Genomic DNA, 23523 nt, shown 5'->3' on the forward strand with positions numbered 1-23523 from the left:
ACCTCACCGTTTCCCACGTGCCGGCGCCGGCAGTTCGTTGACGTCGGGGAGCAGCTCCCGCAACCGGCGGATGCCGCGATGCGCGTGCGTCTTCACGCTCCCGACCGAGCAGCCCATCAGCTCGGCGACCTGCGCTTCCGGCAGGTCCTCGAAGTAGCGCAGCACCAGCGCCAGCCGCTGGCGTGCGGGCAGCCGGCGCAGCGCGGCGCGCAGGGCGATCGCCACCGCGCGATCGTCCTGTTCGTCCGGCACGTCGGGCGCGCTCGCGATCGGCACCTCGCGCCGCCAGCGCACCTGCCACCACGACCGGTGCGTGTTGACCAGGATCCTGCGCAGGTAGGCGTCGGGGTCGGTGCCGGTGTCCAGCCTGGGCCACACGCGGTAGAGCTTCAGCAGGCAGCTCTGGACCAGGTCCTCCGCGCTGTGCCAGTCACCCGTGAGCAGCACGGCGGTGCGCAGGTGATGTTTCCCGCGCCGCCGTACGAACTCCGAGAACTCCGTGTCGGGTTTTCGCGTCACTTCCTGAACACCACCCAGGACGCCACCCGGGTTGACCGCGGCGGCGACGTTCGCGCCCATGGACCGAGGCGCTGGAGCCGAGACTCTGGCAGAGGTCCAACAATCAGAGGGAAGGCGGTAATCCGACGGCGTTCGCAGGGACGGACGTGGGCTGGGCCGACGTGCCCGGCGAGCGTCCGGCGGGCTGACGACGGATGGACGGGACAGTCAACACCGATGCAAACTGATCCCCATGCATGATGGTCAACCACGACAAACCGCCGCTCTGCCGGGCGGGGAACGACCGGTCTGGGCGCTGGTCGGCCCAGGCATCGCCGCGCTCACGGGTCTGTACCTGCTGACGATGCCCTTGGGGCCCAGGACCTGGGGCTCCCTGCGGATGGACCTCGGTCTGTCCAGCCAGACCGTCCTGCTCACGGTTCTCGTCACCTTCGTGGTCGGCGCGGCGGCCGGTGGGGCGCTGGGCGCCGGCCTCGGCGGACGCTTCCTGACGACGGTGGGCCTGACGGCCATCGCCGTGTTGATCGTCGGTGTGCTGTTGGACGCGCTCGCCCCCGACGCCGGATTCTTCGGGGCCGGCCGGGTGCTGAGCGGGCTCGGCGCCGGCGGCGTGGTGGGGGCGACGGTGGTGTTCGCGCGGCGGGCGGGCCGCCACCGGGGCGCGGTGGTCGCGACCCTGGCGGGTCTCGGCGTCCTGTCCCTGGTTCTCGGCCCGCTCGTCAACGAAGTGCTGACGACCGCGCTGACGTGGCGGATGGGATACCTCATCACGGTGCTTCCGCTGGTCGTGGCGTTGATCGCGGCCGCCGTCAGCGGACTCGTACTGCTCCTGACCCGGCGGCCCGCGCCCGTGCCGCCGCCCGCGCCCGGCCCGCCGCACTCACCGGCCGGACAACAGCCCTGGAACACTCCTCCCGTCACCTGACCGAAGGCTCACCCGAACGACCTGCGGCCCTATTTCAGGGCGCGCAGTGCCGCCGCGGCCTCCGCGATGCAGGCGGCGATGGCGGGCGGCTCGTCCGCCGAGACCCAGCGCACGAACGCGACCTGGAAGACCGCCACCGCGCTGTGGGCGGCGAGGCCGGCGTCGAGTTCGGCGACCCCCCGCGCGCGCAGCGCCTCGGTCATCGCGCCGGCCAGCGCCGCGAGCTTGAGCAACTCGCGCTCCCGCAGGCTCGGGTGGGCCGCGACGATGGAGGAGCGGCGTACGGCGTGGTCGCGCCGATCCTCCAGCGGACCGGCGCCCGCGACCACCCCGGCCAGCGCCGCGTCGAGCGGTGAATGATCGGCCGGTGCGGCCAGGATCGCGTCGTGGGCCGTCCGCTCCATGATCTTGGAGCCGTCGAAGAGCACCTCGCGCTTGTCGGTGAAGTGCCGGAAGAAGGTGCGCTCGGTCACCCCCGCGCGCTCGGCGATGTCGCCGGCGGTGGTCTCGTCGAACCCGCGCTCGGCGAAAAGCTCCATCGCGGCGCGGATCATCCGTCCTTTTGCGTCCGGCTCCCATCGGCCCATGCCCGGAATTCTAGTGATGACAGTGGCTGACATCCAATGCTACCGTTGATGTCAGTCACTGACATGGCTTTGGAAGGAAGCTTCGCCATGCGCGTTTTCATCACCGGTGCCTCCGGCTGGATCGGCTCGGCCGTCACCGACGAACTCCTCGCCCACGGCCACCAGGTCGTCGGCCTCGCCCGTTCCGACGAGGCGGCCGCCGCCATCACGGCCAAGGGCGCGGTCGCCCACCGGGGCGACCTCGACGACCTCGACAGCCTGGCCTCGGCCGCGGCAGCCGCAGAGGCCGTCGTTCATCTCGCCTTCAAGCACGACTTCTCCGACTACGCCGGCGCGGGCCGCAGCGAGCGGGCCGCCGTCCAGCGGATGCTCGACGCCGTCGAGGGGAGCGGCCGGCCCTTCCTGCTCGCGTCCGGGCTGGCCTCGGGCGTCACCGGGCGGCCGATGACCGAGGACGACCCGTCGCCGCACCACGGCGCCGACTCGATGCGCGGCGGCAGCGAGACCCTGGCCCTGGAGTACGCCGACCGCGGCGTGCATCCGGTGGCGCTGCGCTTCCCGATCGTGCACGGAATGGGCGACCACGGCTTCGTCGCGGTGCTGACCAGGATCGCGAAGGAGCGCGGCGCGGCCGGGTACCTCGGCGAGGGCTCGACCCGCTGGGCCGCCGTGCACCGTTCGGACGCCGGGCGGCTGGTCCGGCTCGCGCTGGAGAAGGCCCCGGCGGGTTCGCGGGTGCACGCGGTGGCCGAGGGCGGCCTCCTGTCCCGCGACATCGCCGCCGCCATCGGCGGCCACCTGGGGCTGCCGACGGTACCGGTCGCGCCGGAGGAGGCCGAGGCCCACTTCGGCTGGATCGGACGCTTCTTCGGCACGGACATCACCGCGTCGAGCGCGCGTACGCAGGAGTCGCTCGGCTGGACGCCGACGGGCCCGACGCTCTTCGAGGACATCGCCGCCGGGGCCTACGCGCTGCCGGAGTGACGGGGGCGGGGGTCGTGGCGGGCTTGCGCTGACTGCGTGGCGGCGGCCTCGTCGAAGGGGCGGTCAGCGTCGCGGGCAGAGTGAAAGCGCAGGTCGGACGGGGTTTCGTCGGTGTTTACGATCAAGGGGCAGACGGATCTGATCTTGCCGCTGTAATCTTCCTGCGGCGTTTGCCGACTTCTGGGGGGTTCTGTGCTGCCCTCTGCGAGGCGGTGACGTCCCGTAACCACGACGAAGATGAGGAAGAGCTCGTGATCCGACGCTCCAAGACGCTGTTAGTTCCAGCGGCCATCTTGCTCGCCTGCACCGTCGCGCAGCCCGCCGCCGCGGACGACACCGCGACCCCCGGATCCGCCATCGTACGGCCGGTCTCGGGTGTCAGCCCGCTGTCCCCGGACTGTGGACTTCCCCCGGCCGAGGGCTACACCCTCAACCCGAACACCGAAGTCCTGCCCATGGTGGCGCGCGACCCGAAGCGCCCGCAGCGCCTTGTCACCGTTTTCCAGCAGGACCGCTGGAGCCGGTACGGCAGCAACGGCACAGGCGTCGCCGTGTCGGACGACTACGGCCAGACCTGGAAGCCGTCCAAGAACGTGCCCGCCTTCTCCCGGTGCAACGGCGGCTCGTCCGCCAACGGCGGAGACTACGACGTCGCGACCGACCACTGGGTCACGGTCACGCCGTCGGGCGCGGCGGTGGCCGCGTCGCTGTCGATGTCCCGGGCCGGTGACGTGACGGCCATCCTGGTGTCCCGATCCGCTGACGGTGGCCGGACCTGGGACAAGCCGGTCACCCTGGGACGGGACGACAACCCTCAGTTCTTCAACGACCGCCCCTCGGTGACGGCCGACCCCTACCGTCCCGGCGTGGTCTACGCCGTGTGGGACCGCATCGACAACCAGTCGACCGAGACCACGGAGAACTGGGTCCAGCCGGTCTACCTGGCGAAGTCGACCGACGACGGCCGTACGTGGACCACGAGCAAGGTGTACGACGTGCCCACCAACAGCGGCGTCATCGGCACCCAACTGGTGACGCTCCCGGACGGGACGCTGCTGATCGTCATGCACCACGAGACCAGCACCGAAGCCTCCACCCAGGTCATCCGGTCGACCGACGGCGGCCGCACCTGGTCGCAGCCGACGCTGAACGTCCCGGCCCCGATGGCGGTGGGCCCCCGCATCCCGGACCCGGACAACTCGGGTGACCCGGTACGCAACGCCGCCCTGCCGCTGCTGGCCGCGCAGCCCGACTCCCAGGTGGTCAACGCCGTCTGGCCGAGCCAGGACGCCGACGGCACCTTCCACGTCGCCTACTCGCGCTCGGCGGACGGCGGCAAGACCTGGTCCAGCCCGGTACGCGTGGACAAGACGCCCACCGGCTCGGCCGCCGTGCCGGTGATCGCCGCGTCCAAGTCGGGCACCGTGGCGATCACGTACTACGACTTCCGCAACAACACGCCCGACCCGGCCACCCTGCCCACCGACCTGTGGGCGATCACCTGCGCGAGCAACTGCACGCAGCCGGGGTCATGGCGCGAACAGCACGTCGAAGGGCCGTTCGACACCCGGAAGGTTCCGCTGACCAGCGCGGGACGCCTGCTCGGTGACTACACCGGACTCGTCTCGGTCGGCAACGCCTTCACGGCCGTGTACGGCGTGTCCACCGACGACGCCGCCAACCCCGTCGACCTGCACAGCGCGCTCTTCTCCAACTGAGCTACAACGCTGGGCGACGACACCCCTGGCGAGGGCTCGGCCCTCGCCAGGGGTGCGCGGAAGACTCGTGCCGCAGCGGCGGCGTCCGCGCCTACGCGCCGATCTTCACGTGGGCGATCACGGGGTAGTGGTCGGACGGGTACTGGCCGTTCTGCTCGAAGGGGTCGATCTCCGCCCAGAGCGTCTCGACGTTGCCCCGCGACAGGATCCAGTCGATCCGGTCACCGTCGGGCACCGGGGCCTTCCAGGCGCCGAAGGTGTTGTACGCGGGGCCGCGGCGCTGCGCGGTCTTCCACGTGTCGGCGAAGGCGTCCTCGCCGGTCAGGATGGTGTACGACTGCGACTTCTCGGCGGCCGTGTTGAAGTCGCCGGTGAAGATGACCGGCCGGCCGGCCTCGAAGCCGCGTACCCGCTGGAGGGCCAGTTCGGCGCTCTTCACCCGGGCGTTCTCCGACTGGTGGTCGAAGTGGGTGTTCACGTGGTAGAACTCCGTGCCGGTGCGCCGGTCGCGGAACTTCGCCCACGTCACCATCCTGGTGATGTTGTTGCCCCAGGTGGCCGACCCGATGACGTTCGGGGTGTCGGACAGCCAGAAGTGGTCGAAGTCGAGCACCTCGAAACGGTCCTTGCGGTAGAAGATCGCCGAGAACTCGTCCCGGGTGCCGCCCTGCCGGCCCATCCCGATCCAGTCGTACTCGGGGAAGGCGCCCTCGATGTCCCGCATCTGGCGCCACAGCGCCTCCTGGACACCGAGCACGTCCGGACGGTGTTCGCGCAGGAGGCGCTTCATCACCGGCAGCCGGTCCGGCCAGGCGTTGGGCGGCGTGTCGGAGGCGTATCGGATGTTGTAGGTCATGACGCGGACGCGGGCGTCACTCGCCGACGCGGGGCCGGCGGCCGTCAGCGTCGTCAGCGCGACGGTGAGCACGCTGACCACGGCGGCGAACGGTACGAACCATGACTTCCGGGAGAGGCAGGAGGCTACGGTGGCGCGACCTCGTGCGAGCATGTCGGTCCCTTTCGAAGATCTTCGATGCGCGCACGATCCTGATCCGGCGAGATGTCCGCTCGACGGCAGCGATATGCCGGTTCAGGTACGTTCTGGTGACATAAGTACGTTCTGGTGGCACAAGCGCGTCCGGCAGGCGTGGTCCGCGACGAGGACGAACCCGGCGCCGCCCCGGGGAGGGGACGGCGCCGGACCCGGGGGTCAGACCGAGTACCTGCAGATCAGCGCCTGGCTGACGCCCTGGGCGTAGCCGACGTAGGTGTAGGTGGGGTTGAAGTACACGCACGCGGCCGAGGCGCTGCCGCTGCCGATGTAGGTCAGGCTGCCGCCGGTACCCCAGCGGTAGCAGCCCAGGCTGCCGTTGTAGAAGCCGATGGTGGAGGTGGAGTTGACGTTGGCGGCGCAGTAGTCGCCGAGGGAGAGCGGACTGTAGACCACCTCCACGATCGCCGCCTGCGCGGGCGCGGCCGAGATGGAGAACGCTCCGAGACAGGAGAGCACGGTGGTGAGGAGGGCGAGGACACGACGAGTCACGGGAACCTCCGGACGGGTGAGTTGCCGAGTCGGCTGGGCGCGGCGTCCCGCGCACCGGCGGCATGTTGGGGCAATGCGCACCGCGATACGCTGCATTGATCGCAGTATTAAATAGGAAAGCTTCCTATGCAATGGCTGGCGACGGGTGGTCAGCGCATCCTTCTCACTGTCAAACGATCAGGTCAGACTTCGTGCCGGTCGCGCTTGCGGCTACGACACGGGCCCTCCGCCGTCCGGCCCGCGTTCGTGGTCCATCGGGGTCGGCACACAGGGCGTCACCGGCCCCCGGATGATCCCGCTGCTTCCGCCGAAGCCCTTGCTCGGATCGTCCTGATTGAAGTGCATCACGACGACGAGCGTCTCATCCGGTCTCAGGCTCTTCGGGTCGATCAGGAACGTCCCGTACTCCCCGGTGTCCTGCAGCGGGTCCACGGGTGCGGGAACCTTCTCGCCTCGGTCGAGCTGACAGGTCTGGCCGTCGGGGAGGTAGTCGATCACGGCCTGGACGCCCGCCTCGGCCAGCTTGCTCTCCAACTCCTCCGACTTGACCAGCTCGTGGATCCGTACGGTGACCGTGCCGTCAGGATTTCTCTCGACCGCGAACGCCGGGGTACCGGGCAGCAGCGGCGTCGCGGTCACCACCACCGCCGCGGCGGCCGCCGCGGCGACCAGCCCCGCCCCCATCAGCAGCGGCCGGCGGGATCGGCGAGCCGGTACGGGCTCCCAGGTGACCTGGGCGGCCTCAGCACGCAGCTCTTCGAGCAGCTTGTCCTTGAACGTCATCGTCATCCCAGTCCTTCCGTAACTAGAGCCGTCGCCACGCCGGGAACGTTCCGCAACGCGCGGCGTGCGCGGTGGAGCCGGACCCTGGCCGTGCCCACTTTGATGCCGAGCGCCTCGGCCGCCTCGGCCACCGTCAACTGGTCGATCGCCACCAGTTCGAGCAGAGCGCTTTCGCCCTCGGGCAGGTGGGCTATGGCCATCAGCGCCTGCCGGGCGGGCTCCTCGGCGTCGATGCGGTCGGTCAGTTCGGCCACGTCATCGCTGTCCAGAACCCGGTGGCCGGCGGCCCGCTCCATGGCGCGAGCCTCACGCTCGTTGCGCCGCCGTTCGGCCGCCAGCACGTTGCGCGCCACTCCGTACAGCCACCCGGTCTCGCTGCCCCGCCCCGGCCGGTAGGTGTCGCGTGAGTGGAGCGCCGCCAGAAACACTTCCGCCGTCAGATCCGCCACCGCGTGCGGGGCGATGACCCGCCGGGCGAGGAACCGCGTCACCGCGTCATAGTGTTTCAGGTAGAAGGCCTCGAAAGCCTCCGGCCCCGCTAGCGGGCCCGGAGGGGCCGCCTGTCTGAGCCGCACGGCCCAGCTCCCTTCGTCGTCGAGTTCTTACACCCTGTACTTGGACGAAGGGCTCACCTGCATTACCGCGCAGGGCCTGCTCGATGGCTGTGTGAACGGCCGAGGGGGTCAGGGCTTCAGGTCGAGTGGGCCGCCGTTGAACAGTCCGTCGAGCGTCCTCGGCGCCCAGTCGAGGAAGTTCGTCCGCGGGCTGTCCTCCTCGTACCACTCCCTCGTGTAGTTCAACTGATCGGCGCCGTAGTTCGCGTCGGGGTTGTCGTTGTTCCGGAGATAGACGTTGCGGGCGTCCTCCTCGTAGCCGAGTTGGCTGCCCATCCGATAGGCGGCCTCGTTGGCCGCCTTCTCCTCGCTGTCGCGTGCCGAGAGCCAGCCCGACGCCGACTGGGTGTCCCACCTGTCCTCGGCGACCTGGACCTGGCGGACGAACTCCGCCGCGAGAGCCTCGGGTCTGGAGATGCCGGCTCCGCCGATCTGGATGACGTTGTAGGTCGGGTTGTAGGAGGACGCGCTGATGTAGCTCTTGTCGGGGCCGCTCTGCCAGAGAGTGGTGATCCCGTGTTCCCTGGCGAAGGCGAGCGCCGCCCGGCCCTCGGGGGTCTGCTCCAGCACGCGCTCGGCGTCCCTCTGCGCGTTCGGGTTGTCGTCGAAGGCGTCGATGCGTTCGGTCCCGGCCGCATTGAGGATCGTCAGCGGCACCGTCGCGAACACACCGAGCACCCGGTGAACCCCGTTGAGCAGATAGTCCGCCTGCGCCCGCAGAATCGCCTTCGCGGTCTGGAGCGGGTGGACCGCTCCGCCGGAGATGGCCTTCTTGACCTGGTTCCTGGCCTTCCTGAGCCCCTGGCGCGTCGCCAGGACGCGCATCCTGCTGAGCGCCACGCCCAGCCCCGGGTTCACGGCGTAGGCGCGGATGAGGCGGATGAGGTCGATCAGCAACACGATGAGGGCGATGAGGACGATCCACTTCCACATGACCTTGAACACCACGTGGATGGTCGTCGCACCGCCGGCCAGGAGGCTGGCCCCCGCGCCGTCGTTCATCCGCTCTTCGGTGGGGCCATAGGTGTCCCGGAAGACGTTGACCTCCTCGCCGGTGTTGCCGGACGCCCGCACACCGTCGACAGCCGCCCCCGCCTGCGACTGGGCGCCCTGTCCCGCGGCGGCCTGGTCCATCCACCCGCCTGCCCCGTCCAGGCGGGTCATCTCGTCGCCCGGCCAGTCGGCCTCGGGCCCGACGAGGCTGCGCACCCACTCCAGCGAGGCGGGGAACTCCCAGCTCATCGCTCCTCCACGGTGGTGACGTGGCGGCCGGCGGACTGCAGGTTGGCCTGTTCGGCGCTCACGTAGGTCTGCTCGGACAGACCGAGCTTGTCCGAGCGTTCGCGCAGGAGCCTGGCCGTGGTGGCGTACGCGTCCCGCGCCAGGCCGGGCAGCTCGGCGAATTCCGCGTCGAACTCTTCGCTGAGGTCGTCGCGCTCGCCGGCGCCCGCTTTGAGAGCGCGATGGAGAGAGGCTTGGAGGGCGCGTTCGAGATTGTCGGCGGCCTCCGACAACCGGCCGGCCGAATCCAGCCGGGTGCCGTAGACGGTCCGCAGTTCCCTGTCCGTGGCGCTCATCGTGGAACCCTTACTCCGTCCATTTCCTGTGCTTCGCCGTTCCCGTCCGGCCGCCCGGTCACGACCGCGGCTGCATCAGCCGGTCGAGCCTCGAGGTCAGCTCGTTCGCGACCACGAGGATGTCGTCCATGCGGGCGTGGGCATCGGACTTGACGTCCTGGAGCAGGGCGGTCAACTCGGGTGTCTCCTGGCGCAGGGCCTCGGGGACGGCCCGCATGGCCCGTTCCTGCGCGGCGGCGCGAGCCTTCCCGAACGCCTCTCTGATCGCCGCCGCCAACTCGTCCGAGGACAGCCGCATCGCCCTCGGGTCGAGGTTCAGCCCGACCAGGTCGCCGGTGCCGTCGACCGCCACCTCGACCAGGCCGTTCGCCGCCACAGCCGTCTCCCGCAGAGCGGTGAACTGATCGACGAAGTCAGGCGGCTCCGCCGCTGCCATATGCGCCACTCCCCCTCATAGAGGCAATTTCTGCTGTTTTCGACTAGAGGCGATCCAAGCAGAGGCGGCCGAGAGCCCTTGGGAAATGATCAAGATATTCATGGGTGCTTCACCGCACGTTCTCCGCCCGCCACCCTCCGCCGCCTGGCGTGTCCTGCTGCGACGGGGATGGACGGAGTGGGTGCGTAACGGGCATTCTGTGACGTGGTGTTGCGTCAATTGGAGTACCTCGTCGCCCTGGCACGAGAGCGGCATTTCGCCCGTGCCGCCGCGGCCTGCCATGTCTCCCAGCCGTCGCTGTCGGCGGCGATCCGCAAGCTGGAGCGGGAGCTGGACGTGCCCCTGGTCCGCCGTGGGCAGCGCTTCGCCGGGTTGACCCCGGAGGGTGAGCGGGTGGTGCTGTGGGCGCACCGCATCCTCGCCGACGCCGACGCGCTGCGTCAGGACCTGTCCAGGATGCGCGAGGGCCTGTCGGGCACGCTGCGCATGGGGGCGATCCCCACCGCGCTGACCGCCGCGCCGCTGCTGACCACGCCCTTCTGCGAGCGGTATCCGCACGTACGGGTGGTGCTGACGTCGTTGTCGTCGAGGGAGATCAAGCGGCGGCTGGCCGACTTCGAGATCGACATGGCGATGACGTACATCGACGACGAGCAGGAGCTGGGCGACGTGCGGACCAGCCCGCTGTACGACGAGCGCTACCTGCTGCTCACCCCGTCCGACGGGGAGCTGGCGGAGCGGCCGGTGGCGCGCTGGGCGGAGGTCGCCGCGCTGCCGCTGTGCCTGCTCACCCCCGAGATGCGCAACCGCCGCATCCTGGACGCCAACTTCCACGCGGCCGGGGCGGTGGCCGTCCCGGCGATCGAGACCGACACCGTCTCGGCCCTGTTCGCGCACGTGGCGACGCATCGATGGTCGAGCGTGATCTCACACGCGTGGCTGCACATGTTCGGCGTGCCCGAGGGCATGCGGGTGGTCCGCCTGGAACGTGCGGCCCGCGAGCCCCTGGTCGGGCTCGTCATGACCGGCACCGGCCCGGAGTCGGTGATGGCCAGGGCCGTACTCGACCTGGCCCGCGAGCTGGACCTGCGCGAGGTGCTCGACCGGCTCGCCCGCGAGCACCTGGCCTAGACGACACCTGTCACCCGGCTGTTCAGCAGACACCTCGCAGCTTGCACACCTTGGCGGCCATCTTCTTGGCGTCCTTGGTCAGCCCGCCGGGCCGCCAGTCTCCCTCGGTGGTCGTGTAGATCATCAGGGCGCTGCCCCTGCGCGCGACGAGTCCGGTGATCGTCTGGTTCACGTCGCCGTCCTGCTTGGTCTGGAAGCCCAGGCCGATGGACTCGTCCCCCACCTTGACCTTGCTCGTCCGCCACTGGATCTTCAGGTCGGGCGAGGCGGGGTCGCTCTTGCGCGCGCACTGCCCGGCCTCGGCGAGCAGGCGGGTGAACGCCGTGTGGGCGGCGCGGGCGTTCTGGTAGAGGACGAGCTGTTCCGAGGAGCCGCTGGGGGCGCTGGTCCAGCGGGTGATCGTACGGGCCGCGACCCGGCCGCGGTCGACGGCCTTGCGGTGCACGCACGGGTTCAGCTCGAGGGGCCTGGTGAGCTTGTCGCTGATCTCGTAGCCCATTTCCGCCGCCTCCTCCGGGGTCAGGCGCTGCCTGGCCTCGGGCTCGGTGAGCAGGAAGTTCTTCGGGATCTCGGTCGCGGTCGCGGTCGCGGGAGACAGGGCCAGCACCAGGGAGAGTGTCACGCTGATCACGGAGGATTGGACGCCCACCTGGATGCTTTTGTTCGCGATGAAGTTCGCGATGAAGGAGGAACGCACCTTCACAGGAAGTCGATCACCTTAGTACGCTTTGGCGGTCATTGACCGCCTTCTCCCGATCTTCACCTTCCTGGCGATCAACGGCCCGCCTGCCGTCACCTGCTGGTGGTCGAATGCCGCAGCCAACAAGCGAACGCAAGTGAAGGTACCCATGCAGTACAGCAGCATCCGGCGCTGGGCGACGGTCTCGGCCGCCCTGGCCGTGTCGGCGATCACAGTCCTGCAGCCCGGCACCGCCACGGCCGCGCAGCGCCCCGTGGACGTCCAGCTCCTGTCCATCACCGACTTCCACGGCTACCTGACGCCGATGAACGACACCGCGAACGGGACCGTGAAGGACGCCGAGGGCAAGACCATCGTGGTCGGAGGCGCCTCGTACATCGCCACCCATCTGAAGAACCTGCGGCAGGGCCACCAGAACTCGATCACCTTCACCACCGGCGACGACTTCAGCGGCTGGCCCACCGAGGTGGCCTACCACCAGGACGAGCCCACCATCGAGTTCCTCAACGCGATCGGCGTGGAGTTCTCCGCGATCGGCAACCACGAGCTGGACCGGTCCCTGGAGTTCCTGCGCGACCACATGGGCAAGGGCCGCTGCTTCGGCGAGGTCGACGTGGACAGTTGCTTCACCGACTCCACCGGCCGCCGCTTCGACGGCGCGGACTACACGTTCTCCTCCGCCAACATCACCCGCAAGGGCTCCACCAAGCCGATCTTCGACCCGTACGTCATCAAGCGGGTGAAGGTGTCCGGCGGCAAGAGCGTCCGGATCGGGTTCATCAACCTGACCACGCCGACCACGGTCACCGGGTCCACGTCGTACCAGCCGGAGCTGGACAACCTGCCGCTGGTGGAGACCGCGAACAAGTACGCGGCGGAGCTGAAGCGCCGGGGCGTCGAGGCCATCGTGGCCAACGTGCACGAGGGCGGGTCCGCGGGAGACGTCTACGACCGGTGCGGCAACCCCTCGGGGCCGGTGTTCGACTTCGCCAGGCAGGCGTCCCCCGACATCGACGCGATCATCACCGGCCACTGGCACGCGCTGTTCAACAACTGCGTGATCCAGGACCCGGCCGGCAACCCCCGCCCGGTGGTGGAGGCGGCCAACCACGGGCGTCTGATCAACGAGCTGAACCTCCAGCTCGACCCGAGGACGGGCGACGTCATCCGCTCCGCCACCACCTCGGTGAACCACCCGGTCACCCGGGACGTCACCCCCGACCCCGCGATGGTGCGGCTGGTCGACTACTGGAAGGGCCGGGCCGCGCAGACGTACGCGCGCCCGGTCGGCCGGATCACCGGTGACATCACCCGGGCCCGCGCCGCCGACGGCGAGAGCACGCTGGGCAACCTCCTCGCGGACGCGGAGTACGCCGACGCCGTACAGGCCGACCGCGGCCCCGTCGACCTGGCGCTGGTGGCCACGGCGCCGGTGAAGGGCTCCAACAGCCTGCGCGGCGACCTGCGCTTCGCCAAGGGGACGAACGCGGCGGACGCCGACGGAACCGTCCTGTTCGGGGAAGCCTGGGCCGCCTACGGCTACGCCAACCCGGTGCTCACCGTCTCCCTCACCGGCCGGCAGCTCGAAGAGGCGCTGGAGCAGCAGTGGCAGACGCAGGCCGACGGCACGGTACGGTTCAGCCCGCTGGCCGTCTCGTCCGGCGTCCGCTACTCCTTCGACGCCTCGCGGCAGGTCGGCGACCGGGTCGACCCCGCGGACGTGCGGATCGGCGACGCCCCGCTGGACACCGGGCGGACCTATCGGGTGGCCGCGCTCGCGTACACGCTGATCGGGGCCGACGGGTTCAGCGCCCTGACCGGGTTCACCGACGCGGTGCGCAACTCGCGCGACTATGAGGCGTTCCGCGCCTACCTCCAGGCCAACGAGACGATCGCGCCGCCCGCGCTCGACCGGGTGACCGCGCTCGGCGCCTAACCGGGTGACCGCCGCGCCCTGATCCCCTCCGGCCCCGCCGCTGCTCACGGCGGCGGGCCGGAGGGGATCTTCGCGTTCGACGGAGCACGACGGTGGGTGTGCGGATGGAAACGCTGAGGAAACGGGCCGACTGCTTGAATGCCTCGCCGATCGCTATTCGCGAAAGGATTCCCATGGCAATGCAGCATTCCTCCTCTGTAGACACCCCTTCGCGCCGTTCCGCGCTCGGTTTCCTGGGCGCGGTCCCGCTGGCCGCCGGCGGGCTCATGGCCGCGTCGGGGACCGCCGTGGCGGACACGAGCGCCACGTCCGGCACCGGCGCGATCCCGAAGGACCTGCGCCCCGGAGGTGAGCTCGACCGGCACATCAAGGCGCTGGCGGACAAGGACGAGTTCTCCGGCACCGTGCTGATCGCGCACCGCGGGCGTCAGGTGCTGGCCAGGGCCTACGGCTGGGCGGACAAGGAGAAGAAGGTCCAGAACAAGCTTGACACCATCTACCCCCTGGCCTCGGCCTCCAAGCCGTTCACCGGCCTGGCCGTGGTGCAGCTCGTGCAGCGGGGCAAGCTCAAGTTCTACGACCTGGTGAGCAAGTACATCGACGGCCTGCCGGCGCCGATGGCCCAGCAGATCACCGTGCACCATCTCCTCACGCACACCAGCGGACTGGGCGACGCCCGGCGGCCGGGCGAGAAGCCGCCGTCGGAGAAGGTGCACGACTCCTACGAGGAGCAGATGGCGGAGTTCTGGACGAACCTGAAGACGTTCGAGCTGGAGTTCACCCCGGGCGCCAGGAAGGCGTACAGCAGCATGGGCTACATCCTGCTCGGTGAGCTGGTGGCGAAGGTCTCGGGCATGTCGTTCCAGGACTACGTCCGCCAGAACATCTTCCTTCCTTCCGGCATGAAGAGCTCGGGCTACTACAACCGCCGCCAGTGGCTGACCGACGAGCGCCTCGCGCATCCGTACATGTACCAGGCGGACGGCACGCGCGTGGACGCCGTCCGCAACCTCGACAAGGGCTCCGTCTACGGCGAGGCCGGCCAGGGCAGCAACTCGGCGCGCGGCTGGATGGGAACCGGCGGCGGCAACGGCTTCGCCACCGCCCCCGACCTGGTCCGCTTCGCGCTCGCGCTGCAGGCGGGCAAGCTCACCGCGCGGCCCTACACGGAGCTGTTCGTGAACGGGAAGATCTCCGCCAAGCCCCTGAAGGAGGACACCTCCGGCAGCCTGGTACGCGGCGAGAGCTTCCAGGCGTACGGACCGGTCGCCCCCATCTACAACAACCAGCGCCTCATCACCCACGGAGGCGGCGCGGGCGGCATCTCGACGAGCTGGTCCGTCTACATCGACATGGACTGGACGGCCATCGTCCTGTGCAACTACGACCTGCAGAACCTCATGCCCATCATCGAACTGGAACGACGCCTGATCACCGGCGCGTAGCACCGTGGACGGGCCGGGCTGGCGGGCGGCGGTGAAGCCGCCCGCCGCGAACAGCCCGTTTCGGATCGGCGCTGTCAGACCGGTGCTGTCAGACTGGTGCCGTCAGACCAGGCGGGTGACCTGCCCGGTGTCGAGGGAGTAATAGGCACCCACGATCTTGAGCTGGCCGCGGGCGATGCGAGGGGCGAGCAGCTCGTCGTCCTTCAGCTTGGCCACGGTCTGCGTGGTGTTGATCCTGATCATCTTGTCGACGTCGCCGTGGGCGCTCTTGTAGGCGGGACGCAGAGCCTCCACGATGCGCTGGAGGTCGCCGGGGAGCGTGGTGCCCTCGCTCAGCGCTTCCGCGGCGGCGGTGACGGCCCCGCAGCGCTGGTGGCCGAGGACCACGATCAGGGGGGTGGCCAGCTCGACCGGCCCGTACTGGACGGCTCCCGTCACGAGCGGGTCGATCGTCTGGGCGGCGCTCCGCACGCTGAACACGTCACCGAGCCCCGCGTCGAAGACGATCTCCGGGCCCACGCGGGAGTCGATGCAGGAGACGATCACCGCGTACGGCTCCTGCTTCTGCGCGACCTCGGCCCGTCGGGCGAGGTCCTGATGGGGGTGGATCGCGGCATCGGCGGCCCAGCGCCGGTTGCCCTCCCTGAGCTTGGCCCAGGCTTCGTCGGGGGTGGCGGACCGGCGGACCCGCGTCAGGCCATGTGCCGACCCGCCGCCTAAGAGCAGCCCGCCGACCGCCAGCCCGGTGGCGCCTAACATGACCCGGCGACTCAAGATCTTATTTGACATGTATGCAGTATGCAGTATTCCGCAGATCTTACAACCGCTATGTCGGGAAATTTGACAGAAAGGTGGTACACACACTTTGTGATGCGCAGCACCCCACCCAATCTGTGCCGATTCAGAGGATAATCCCCGAGATTCTGGGCTCTTCCTCGGCCCGGTCATGAACGTGTTCAGCCAGCTCAGACAGCATGAGGGCGGGGCCGGGGGCTCACAGCCGGGCGTGTGAGGTGTACTCCGCCGCGGCGCGCATGATCGCGCGGCGGATGGGTTCGTAGCCGGTGCACCGGCAGAGGTTGGACTCGACCAGACCGTCCATGCGTTCCCGGTCGTCGGCGATCGTCGGGTCGGCCTCCAGGGCGCCCGCCGCCACCATCAGGAAACCCGGGGTGCAGAAACCGCACTGCAGGGCGTGCTCGGCGGAGAAGGCCCGCTGGAGCGGATGCGGCTCGCCGTCGGGCGCGGACAGGCCCTCGACGGTGCGTACCGACCTGCCGTCGCACTGGACGGCCAGCATGAGGCACGCGCGGACGGCCTCGCCGTCCACCAGCACCGTGCAGGAGCCGCAGACGCCCTGCTCGCAGCCGAGGTGCGTGCCGGTGAGCCGGAGGTCCTCCCGCAGGACGTCGGCGAGGACGCGCCGAGGCTCCACGTCGAGTGCGTGCCGTTCGCCGTTCACGGTGAGGATTATCTTCATGGGCGGCCGCCCGAGGTCCCGCTGTGCTCCCGGTGGTCCGCCAGCGCCTGCCGGAGTGCCCGGCCGACCAGCACGGCGATGGCGTTGCGCCGGTACTCCAGATCGGCGTACGGCTCCGGCAGGGGCGCGGCGTCCCGCTCCGCGGCGATCCGCCCCGCGCGGGCGAACGGATGGCCGTCGGGCAGGCGGAGGCCGGTGCCGGTCGAGCCCGGCTCGACGCCGACCAGCGCCTGTTCGGCGGCGTGCGCCCGTACCGGCCGGTCGGCGCAGTTGACCAGCCCGATCCTGGCCTCCTCGATCACCCCGTCGCGCATGGTCAGCGCGGCGGCCACGGCCACCTGGGCGAAGCAGAAGTGCGTACGGCGGTGCTCGACGAAGCCGACCCCGGTGTCGTCGCCCAGCAGCGGGAGCCGTACGGAGGTGATCAGCTCGTCCCGGGCGCGCGCGGTCCTGAGCGGGCCGCGGAAGTAGTCGCGGGCCGCGATCTCCCGGGTGCCCCCGGCGCTGCGCACCTGCACGGTCGCGTCGAGCGCGAGGGCGACGCCGCACCACTCCGACGCCGGGTGAGCCCAGGCCAGGCTGCCCGCCATCGTGCCGCGGGCGCGGATCGGCGGGTGGGCGATGTTCCCTGCGGCCAGCGAGCACAGCCTGCCGAGCGCGCCGGGGACGGCCTGCGGGGAGTCGAAGAAGCCGTGGCGGACCAGGGCGCCGACGGTTACGGTGCCGCCGTCCAGGCTCAGGCGGTCGAGCCCGGCCACGCCGTTGATGTCGACCACCAGCTCGGGGCGAATCCGGTGCAGGTGCATCTCCAGGATCAGGCTCTGCCCACCGGCGAGGACGCGGACGTCGCGGGCGGTGTCGGCGAGGGCGTCCAGGGTCTCGGGCAGCGTACGCGGTGCGACGTAGTCGAAGGCCGCGGGCTTCACCGGGCCTCCTCCGCTTTTGAGGCGCCGTGTTCCTGGGCACGGGCGGCGCGCCAGACGACGTCCGGGGTGAGCGGCATCTGCAGCAGGTCGGGGTCCGCCGGTCGGAGCGCGTCGGCCACGGCGTTGACGATCGCCGCGGGGGTGCCGATGCAGCCCGACTCGCCTGCCCCCTTCGCCCCCAGCGGGGTGACGGGGCTCGGCGTGCGGATCTCCTTGACCTCGATGGGCGGAATCTCGGCGGCCGTCGGCAGGAGATAGTCGAGCAGGCCGTCGGCCAGGAGGGGAACGCCGTCGTCGCCGTACGGGATGCCCTCGTACAGGGCCTGGCCGAGGCCCTGGACGGCCGAGCCGAACGTCTGCCCGCGCACCACGGCCGGGTCGAGCGCGACCCCGCAGTCGTCCACCGCCACCAGGCGCAACACGCGAACGATGCCCAGCTCGGGATCGACCTCGACCACGGCGGCGTGCGCGCCGAACGGGAAGCCCATGCCCGACTCGAACCGGTCGTCGACCCGCAGCGGCCCGGTGCCCTTGACGAGTTCGGCCAGCCCCATGGCGGACGAGCCGTCCCTGGCGAGGCGGAGCGTCCCGTCGGACCACTCCACCTCCTCGACCGACGTCCGCCACAGCTCCGCCGCCCGCTCGCGCGCCAGACCGATGAGCAGCGCGCAGGCGTGGTGCAGGGCGGCCCCGTCCACCTGCGCGGACCGGCTGGCGAACGAGCCCAGGCCGTCGGGCTGCGCGTCGGTGTCGCCCTCGACCAGGTGTACGCGGGCCTCCTCGACGCCGAGGGTGTGGGCGACGAGCGCGGGGAAGGTCGTCTCGTGGCTCTGCCCGCTGGGCGCGGCGCCGCAGCGGGCGGTGATCGTGCCGTCCTCGTGGGCTTCGAGGCCGGCGAAGTCGTGCAGCCCGCCCGGCTCCCCGCCCGAGCGTTCCACGTAGCAGGACAGGCCGATGCCGAGCGGCAGCGCGTCGGGGTCCGCTCTGCGGCGTTCCTGCTCCTCCCGCCACGTGTCGTAGCCGATGGTCGTCAGGGCCAGGTCGAGGGCGGTCGCGTAGTCGCCGCTGTCGTAGCAGCGGCCGGTGGGCGTCCGGTAGGGGAAGCTCCCCGCCGGGATGAGGTTGCGCCGCCGCAGCTCCGCCGGGTCGAGGCCGAGCCTGCTGGCCAGCAGGTCCATCGACCGCTCCAGCGCGATCGTCGCCTCCGGCCGGCCTGCGCCGCGATACGGGTAGGTCACCATCGTGTTGGTCAGCAGCGAGCGTACGGTGGCGTGGACGCGCGGCGTGGTGTACGGGCCGGTGGCCATCCAGGCGGTCTGCATGGGCAGGCCGACCCCGAGATGTGGGTAGGCCCCCACGTCGGCGTCGATCCGCAGCTCGTAGGCGAGCAGGCGCCCGTCGGCGTCGGCGGCGAGCCGGATCCGCTGGTCCTGGCCGCGCCCTCGGGTGGCGGCCGTCATCGACTCCATGCGGTCCTCGATCCAGCGGACCGGCCGGCCGAGGGTGAGCGCCAGGTAGGCCACCGTGACGAACTCCGGGAACGTGGCGCTCTTGGACCCGAACGCGCCTCCGGTGTCGGGCACCACCACGCGGATCCGGTCCACCGGCAGCTCCAGCAGCGCCGCCAGTTCGCGCCGCAGCCGATAGGGCATCTGGTGCCCCGACCACACGCTCAGCCGTCCGTCCTCCTCCGGGACGGCGAGGATGGTCCGGCACTCCATCGGCGCGGGCAGCAGGAGTTGCTGACGGTAGCGGGCCTCGACCACGGCGTCCGCCTGCTGCCACACCGTCTCCTCGATCGGCTCCCCCGCCTCGCCCGTGAACGCGGTGTTGCTGAGCCCGTCGAACAGGGTGACCGAGTCGTCGGCCGCCTGAGCGGGCGTGACCACGGCGGGGAGCGGATCGATCCGTACGATGACCTCGGCGGCCCCGTCCTCGGCCCGGTAGCGGTCCGGTGCCACGACGACCGCGACGGCCTCCCCCGCGTACCGCACCCGGTCCTTCGCCAGCGCCGGCCATTCGCGTCCGGCGACGGCCTCCTCGTTGGACAACCTCGCGAGCAGGGTGCGCGGCACCGGCGGCAGGTCCCGCAGCCGCGCGGCGGCGTGCGCGCAGGCGGGCAGCCCGGACAGATCCGCCGCCGACCAGGCCCCGACCACGCCGGGCACCTCCCGGGCGGCCGCGCAGTCCACCTCCCGCACGATGCCGTGGGCGACGCCGCTCCTGACGAAGGCCGCGTCCAGGCAGCCGGGGACCTCCAGGTCGGCGACGTAACGACCGTGGCCGGTGAGGAGCCGCCGGTCCTCACGCCGGGTCCACTGCTCCATCGCAACCCCCACCAGTCGGTCGAGAACGCCGCTACCCGCAGTTACGCGCCCTACTCCCGGAGCCCCGGGCACACTCGGAGCCCCCGGTGCGGCGCTCCCTGAAGGTCGTGCGGAGCAGCACCGGGGCCAGGAAGGCCATCTCGAACAGCCGCAGGCTCTGCACGCTGGAGATCAGCGGCAGGTTCGCGTGCGTCGACGAGGCGGTCGCCAGGACCGCGTTGATCCCGCCGGGGGTGGTGGCGAGATAGGCGTCGCCGAACGGGATCCGGGTGAGGGCGGACACCCCCCAGGCCAGCGCGCCGCAGGTGGCGCTGACGGCCAGCGTGCAGGCGAGCGCGGCGGGCAGGATCCGGCGCAGGCTCCGTACGGCCCGGCGGGAGAAGCGGAGACCCACGTCGAGGCCGATCATGGTGAACAGCAGCCCGCGAAGCACCCCGTGCGGGGCGAACCCGCTCGCGACGCCGGTCACGGTGACGGCGGCGGACACCAGCATGGGCCCCATCAGGGCCGCGCTGGGCAGCCTCAGGAGGCGGCCCACCAGCACACCGAGCACGGCGACGGCCCCGAGCACGGCCAGGCCCCTCACCTGGTCGGTCCCCGCGACCACGTGCCAGGGGCTCTCCGTGCCCGGCCCGCCGCCGCCCCCTGCCGGTGGTGGCAGGATCAGGCTCAGCAGCAGCGGCGCGCTGGCCACCACGAAGCCCAGCCGCAGATACTGCATGAAGGCCACCTGGCGGCCGTCGGCGTCGAGGTCCTCGGCGGACGCGACGGCCGCGGCCGACCCTCCGGCGATCATGCCGAGCGTGGCCGTGGCCCGGTCGACCCCGCCGAACCGGATCATCGCCCATGCCGCACCCTGGCAGATGAGCAGCGTCATCAGGGTCGCCACCACGAAGGGCGCGATCGACCCAGCCACGTGACCCAGCGCGGGGACGTTCAGGTAGGTGCCCATGAGCACGCCGAGCAGCGCCTGCGAGGCCCGGTTGAGCGAGGCGGGCGGGTGCTCGCGCACCAGCCCGGTCACGGCCACGACCAGCCCGATCAGCAGGGGGATCAGCATGTGCGGGGAGGGCAGGGCGGGCTCGCCGAGTTCGCCGGCCGCCAGCAGGAGGGGCAGGATCGCCGCCCACCTCGCGAGGTGGGATGCCCGGCGTGCGAGGCCGCCACTGCCGAAGCCTGGACTCATGTCGTGGAGGCTAGCTCCGACCAGGTTATTGGCAGGTTAACCGGCTGGGCACCGCCCGTCACCTGCGGCGGGATGGATTTCCTCCCATCTTTTTCGGAGGAAATTCTCAGCTTTCTCATATGTAATGTCCGGTGCCAAATGTGTAATCATGTCACAGGGGCCCCTGCCATTTGCATTTATCGGGAATAGGGACGCGGGGGTGAAAGGGAAAGAAAGTCGCGCATGGGAGTCGTACAAAAGGGTTTCAAGCGAAGGGCACGACTTCTGCGCGAGGCGCTGCGTCCACCGTGGCAACCGGCGGGGCCTGAGACGAACGGCTCCGCGAGCGCCGGGGTTCGGCGGCCCCCGAAGCGTACGCAGGTCGTCGACTACGCCTTTCCCGCCGCACCTCGGCTGGTGCGGTCGCCCGTCTTCGTGATCTCCCCGGTGCGCTCCGGCTCCACGCTGCTGCGCATGCTGCTCAACAGCCACTCCCGGATCCGCGCGCCGCACGAGCTGCACCTGCGTACCATCGGGGTGGAGCTGACCCCCGGCTTCTCCGAGGCGTCCATGCAGGAGCTGGGGCTCGACCGGGTGGAGCTGGAGCACGTGGTGTGGGACCGCATCCTGCACCTGGAGCTGCTGCGCAGCGGCAAGGACATCGTGGTCGACAAGACCCCCGGCAACGTCTTCGTCTGGGAGCGGCTGAAATACGTCTGGCCCGGCGCCAGGTTCATCTTCCTGGTACGCCACCCGCGCGGCGTGGTCTCCTCCCTGGAGAACCGCAAGGACAACACCGCCACCCGGGAGTCACTGGAGGCGACCGCGCTGAAGTACTTCGCGCCCCTGGAGAAGGCCCGCCGCGCCCTCGACGGCCTGACGGTGCGCTACGAGCAACTGACCGCGCAGCCCGAGCACGTCACCCGCGAGGTGTGCACGTACCTGGGGGTGGACTGGGAGCCGGGGATGCTCGAATACGGCCGGCACCACCAGGGCCAGTTCACGCCGAACCTGGGTGACCGCAGCGACAACATCAAGTCCGGCCAGATCCAGGCCGCCCGCGTCTTCGACGACGCCGGCGACCTGCCGCCCAAGCTCGCCAGGTACGCCGCGGCCTGGGGCTACGCCTGAGCGCAGCCCCGGGCCGCGAGGGTCAGCGCCCGGTGGGGGTCGACGCGGTCTCGTCGTTCCGCGGTTGGGGGTGCTCGGTGTTCAGGGAGTCGATCAGCGCGTCGGCCTCGGCGTTGCGGACCGGGACGACGAGTCCGACGACGACGAACACCACCAGCGCCGACAGGACGGGCGCGGCCACCTGCACGGTCTGGCCCTGATCGGGCAAGACGTACTTGAGCAGGGCGAAGACCACGAGCCCTGTCGCCCACGACCCGATCGCGGCGGCCGGACCGCAGCGGCGGAACATCGGCAGCATGCCGAGCAGCATCGGGATGGCGATCGGGCCGACGAGCGCGCCGAACCAGAGGATCAGCAGGCCGAGCACGCCGCCGAAGCTGTCCGCGCCGAGCGCGATGCCCATCGACAGCGCGATGAACAGGAACGTGGAGACCCGCCCGGCCAGCAGCTCGGACGCCGACGACATCCGGTGCGCCCGCTTCCAGACCGCGGGGATGATGTCCCTGATCACGACCGAGGAGATCGCGTTGGCGTCGGAGGACGTCATCGCCATCGTGTGCGCGAACATCCCGGCGAGCACGAGGCCGATGAGCCCGCCGGGCAGCAGTTGCTGGGTCAGCAGCGCGTACGACTGGTCGGGCTCGGCCAGGTTGGGCAGCAGGACCGGCGCGGCCCACATCGGGAAGAACAGCACGAGCGGCCAGAAGAGGTAGAGGCTCGCCGAGAACAGCGCGGCCCGCCTGGCCGAGCCTCCCGTCGGGGCCGCGATGAAGCGCTGGGCGAGGTTCCAGGTCCCGCCGTTGTACGAAAGCGTGTTGATCAGCAGGTAGACCATGACGAAGCCCACGGTGTACTTGTCGTTGAACGGCTGGCTGTGGCCTTCGGGCAGCCGGTCCCACAGCGTCCAGATCGCCGACGGGCCGCCGAGCTGGGCGAGCACGGCGACGAACAACGTGATCCCCGCGACGAGCTGGATGAAGAACTGGCCGAGGTCGGTGAGCGCGTCGGCCCACAGCCCGCCGATCGTCGAGTAGATCAGCGTGACGCCGCCGGTGAGCAGCACGCCCCAGCCGATCGGCACGCCCGCGAACACCTGCAGCAGCAGCGCGGTCGCCGCCCACTTCGCGCCCACGTCGAAGACCTTGAGCGCGGTGCCGCTCCACGCGAGCACCTGCTGCGCGGGCACGTTGTAGCGGGTCGCGAGATACTCCAGCGGCGAGATGATCCCGAGCCGCTGCCGCAGCCGGGGCCAGCGCGGCGCGAACAGGAACGACCCGACCACCATCGCGAACGTGATGCCGATCGCCCACCAGACGTACAGGGTGAAACCTGCGGTGTAGGCGATGGCCGCGTACCCGACGAAGACCGCCGAGCTGTAACCCGACATGTGGTGGGAGATGCCGGACAACCACCAGGGCATCTTGCCCCCGGCGGTGAAGAAGTCCTTGGCGTCGCGGATGCGGGACTTCGCCCAGACGCCGATCACGATCATCACGACGAAGTAGCCGCAGATCACTAGCCAGTCGAGAACACCCATGAGATCTCCCAGCGTGGGGGTGTGGGGAGCAGTGCGAGTCGGAAGGGAGGAAGGAAGGA

23 protein-coding genes are annotated in these 23523 nt (G+C 70.5%); 7 read left to right on the forward strand and 16 right to left on the reverse strand.

The window, feature by feature from the left end; translation table 11 throughout:
- Positions 1 to 3: 3 nt before the first annotated feature.
- On the reverse strand, positions 4 to 519 hold the full coding sequence (locus tag ACZ6S0_RS35445; protein ID WP_344876009.1) for a SigE family RNA polymerase sigma factor: 516 nt from the start codon (positions 517 to 519) through the stop codon (positions 4 to 6).
- A 232-nt stretch (positions 520 to 751) separates the two neighbouring features.
- Here ACZ6S0_RS35445 and ACZ6S0_RS35450 point away from each other — a divergent pair, with 232 nt between their 5' ends.
- Positions 752 to 1444, forward strand: coding sequence for an MFS transporter (locus ACZ6S0_RS35450; protein ID WP_465923694.1), 693 nt, complete (start codon positions 752 to 754; stop codon positions 1442 to 1444).
- Positions 1445 to 1473: 29 nt separating this feature from the next.
- On the opposite strand, the gene ACZ6S0_RS35455 is transcribed toward ACZ6S0_RS35450, so the two are convergent.
- Positions 1474 to 2031 (reverse strand): TetR/AcrR family transcriptional regulator, encoded by a 558-nt coding sequence (locus ACZ6S0_RS35455; RefSeq protein WP_465923695.1) that lies wholly within the window; start codon positions 2029 to 2031, stop codon positions 1474 to 1476.
- A gap of 87 nt (positions 2032 to 2118) precedes the next feature.
- On the opposite strand from ACZ6S0_RS35455, the gene ACZ6S0_RS35460 reads away from it, so the two are divergent.
- Together ACZ6S0_RS35460 and ACZ6S0_RS35465 are read left to right on the forward strand one after the other, a co-directional pair.
- Entirely contained in the window at positions 2119 to 3015 is an 897-nt protein-coding gene (locus ACZ6S0_RS35460; protein WP_465923696.1) for an NAD-dependent epimerase/dehydratase family protein, read from the forward strand.
- A 293-nt stretch (positions 3016 to 3308) separates the two neighbouring features.
- The gene (locus ACZ6S0_RS35465) at positions 3309 to 4733 is read left to right on the forward strand and encodes a sialidase family protein (RefSeq protein ID WP_465923697.1); all 1425 of its coding nucleotides are present in this window, start codon (positions 3309 to 3311) and stop codon (positions 4731 to 4733) included.
- Between the two features lie 91 nt (positions 4734 to 4824).
- On the opposite strand, the gene ACZ6S0_RS35470 is transcribed toward ACZ6S0_RS35465, so the two are convergent.
- From ACZ6S0_RS35470 to ACZ6S0_RS35500, 7 genes are all read right to left on the reverse strand, one after another.
- Positions 4825 to 5670 carry an endonuclease/exonuclease/phosphatase family protein gene (locus ACZ6S0_RS35470; protein ID WP_465923698.1) on the reverse strand — a complete coding sequence of 282 codons (846 nt, stop codon included), beginning with the start codon at positions 5668 to 5670 and terminating at the stop codon, positions 4825 to 4827.
- 273 nt (positions 5671 to 5943) lie between these two features.
- Positions 5944 to 6276 carry a hypothetical protein gene (locus tag ACZ6S0_RS35475; protein ID WP_465923699.1) on the reverse strand — a complete coding sequence of 111 codons (333 nt, stop codon included), beginning with the start codon at positions 6274 to 6276 and terminating at the stop codon, positions 5944 to 5946.
- Between the two features lie 210 nt (positions 6277 to 6486).
- Positions 6487 to 7065 carry a hypothetical protein gene (locus tag ACZ6S0_RS35480; RefSeq protein WP_465923700.1) on the reverse strand — a complete coding sequence of 193 codons (579 nt, stop codon included), beginning with the start codon at positions 7063 to 7065 and terminating at the stop codon, positions 6487 to 6489.
- A complete protein-coding gene (locus ACZ6S0_RS35485) occupies positions 7062 to 7634 on the reverse strand; it encodes an RNA polymerase sigma factor (protein ID WP_465923701.1) in 573 nt (190 codons plus the stop codon). The genes ACZ6S0_RS35480 and ACZ6S0_RS35485 overlap by 4 nt, the downstream gene beginning before the upstream one ends.
- Before the next feature lie 108 nt (positions 7635 to 7742).
- Complete coding sequence (locus ACZ6S0_RS35490) at positions 7743 to 8915, reverse strand: hypothetical protein (protein WP_465923702.1); 1173 nt, start codon at positions 8913 to 8915, stop codon at positions 7743 to 7745.
- Positions 8912 to 9250, reverse strand: coding sequence for a hypothetical protein (locus ACZ6S0_RS35495; protein WP_465923703.1), 339 nt, complete (start codon positions 9248 to 9250; stop codon positions 8912 to 8914). The genes ACZ6S0_RS35490 and ACZ6S0_RS35495 overlap by 4 nt, the downstream gene beginning before the upstream one ends.
- Positions 9251 to 9308: 58 nt before the next feature.
- Entirely contained in the window at positions 9309 to 9686 is a 378-nt protein-coding gene (locus ACZ6S0_RS35500) for a YbaB/EbfC family nucleoid-associated protein (RefSeq protein WP_465923704.1), read from the reverse strand.
- Positions 9687 to 9893: 207 nt separating this feature from the next.
- Between ACZ6S0_RS35500 and ACZ6S0_RS35505 the strand changes: the two genes are divergently transcribed.
- Positions 9894 to 10817 (forward strand): LysR family transcriptional regulator, encoded by a 924-nt coding sequence (locus tag ACZ6S0_RS35505; RefSeq protein ID WP_465923705.1) that lies wholly within the window; start codon positions 9894 to 9896, stop codon positions 10815 to 10817.
- A gap of 22 nt (positions 10818 to 10839) precedes the next feature.
- On the opposite strand, the gene ACZ6S0_RS35510 is transcribed toward ACZ6S0_RS35505, so the two are convergent.
- Positions 10840 to 11520, reverse strand: coding sequence for a hypothetical protein (locus tag ACZ6S0_RS35510; protein ID WP_465923706.1), 681 nt, complete (start codon positions 11518 to 11520; stop codon positions 10840 to 10842).
- A 145-nt stretch (positions 11521 to 11665) separates the two neighbouring features.
- Here ACZ6S0_RS35510 and ACZ6S0_RS35515 point away from each other — a divergent pair, with 145 nt between their 5' ends.
- Positions 11666 to 13453 carry a bifunctional metallophosphatase/5'-nucleotidase gene (locus tag ACZ6S0_RS35515; protein WP_465923707.1) on the forward strand — a complete coding sequence of 596 codons (1788 nt, stop codon included), beginning with the start codon at positions 11666 to 11668 and terminating at the stop codon, positions 13451 to 13453.
- Between the two features lie 173 nt (positions 13454 to 13626).
- Positions 13627 to 14898: a serine hydrolase domain-containing protein gene (locus ACZ6S0_RS35520; protein WP_465923708.1), complete on the forward strand. Its 1272-nt coding sequence runs from the start codon at positions 13627 to 13629 to the stop codon at positions 14896 to 14898.
- Positions 14899 to 15000: 102 nt separating this feature from the next.
- Here ACZ6S0_RS35520 and ACZ6S0_RS35525 read toward each other — a convergent pair whose 3' ends face one another.
- The 5 genes from ACZ6S0_RS35525 to ACZ6S0_RS35545 all read right to left on the reverse strand — a co-directional run bounded on the left by ACZ6S0_RS35525 (position 15001) and on the right by ACZ6S0_RS35545 (position 20817).
- A complete protein-coding gene (locus ACZ6S0_RS35525; protein ID WP_465923709.1) occupies positions 15001 to 15657 on the reverse strand; it encodes a carbonic anhydrase in 657 nt (218 codons plus the stop codon).
- 235 nt (positions 15658 to 15892) lie between these two features.
- The gene (locus ACZ6S0_RS35530; protein ID WP_465923710.1) at positions 15893 to 16360 is read right to left on the reverse strand and encodes a (2Fe-2S)-binding protein; all 468 of its coding nucleotides are present in this window, start codon (positions 16358 to 16360) and stop codon (positions 15893 to 15895) included.
- 14 nt (positions 16361 to 16374) lie between these two features.
- Positions 16375 to 17304 carry an FAD binding domain-containing protein gene (locus tag ACZ6S0_RS35535; RefSeq protein ID WP_465923711.1) on the reverse strand — a complete coding sequence of 310 codons (930 nt, stop codon included), beginning with the start codon at positions 17302 to 17304 and terminating at the stop codon, positions 16375 to 16377.
- Positions 17301 to 19631, reverse strand: coding sequence for a xanthine dehydrogenase family protein molybdopterin-binding subunit (locus ACZ6S0_RS35540; protein WP_465923712.1), 2331 nt, complete (start codon positions 19629 to 19631; stop codon positions 17301 to 17303). Before ACZ6S0_RS35540 ends, ACZ6S0_RS35535 begins: the two co-directional genes overlap by 4 nt.
- Before the next feature lie 31 nt (positions 19632 to 19662).
- Complete coding sequence (locus ACZ6S0_RS35545; RefSeq protein WP_465923713.1) at positions 19663 to 20817, reverse strand: AbrB family transcriptional regulator; 1155 nt, start codon at positions 20815 to 20817, stop codon at positions 19663 to 19665.
- 222 nt (positions 20818 to 21039) lie between these two features.
- Here ACZ6S0_RS35545 and ACZ6S0_RS35550 point away from each other — a divergent pair, with 222 nt between their 5' ends.
- Entirely contained in the window at positions 21040 to 21927 is an 888-nt protein-coding gene (locus ACZ6S0_RS35550) for a sulfotransferase family protein (RefSeq protein WP_465923714.1), read from the forward strand.
- 22 nt (positions 21928 to 21949) lie between these two features.
- Here the strand turns inward: ACZ6S0_RS35550 and ACZ6S0_RS35555 are convergent, their stop codons facing one another.
- Positions 21950 to 23464: a sodium:solute symporter family protein gene (locus ACZ6S0_RS35555; protein ID WP_465923715.1), complete on the reverse strand. Its 1515-nt coding sequence runs from the start codon at positions 23462 to 23464 to the stop codon at positions 21950 to 21952.
- Positions 23465 to 23523: the final 59 nt, after the last annotated feature.

This window comes from Nonomuraea sp. NPDC051298, from assembly GCF_055586305.1.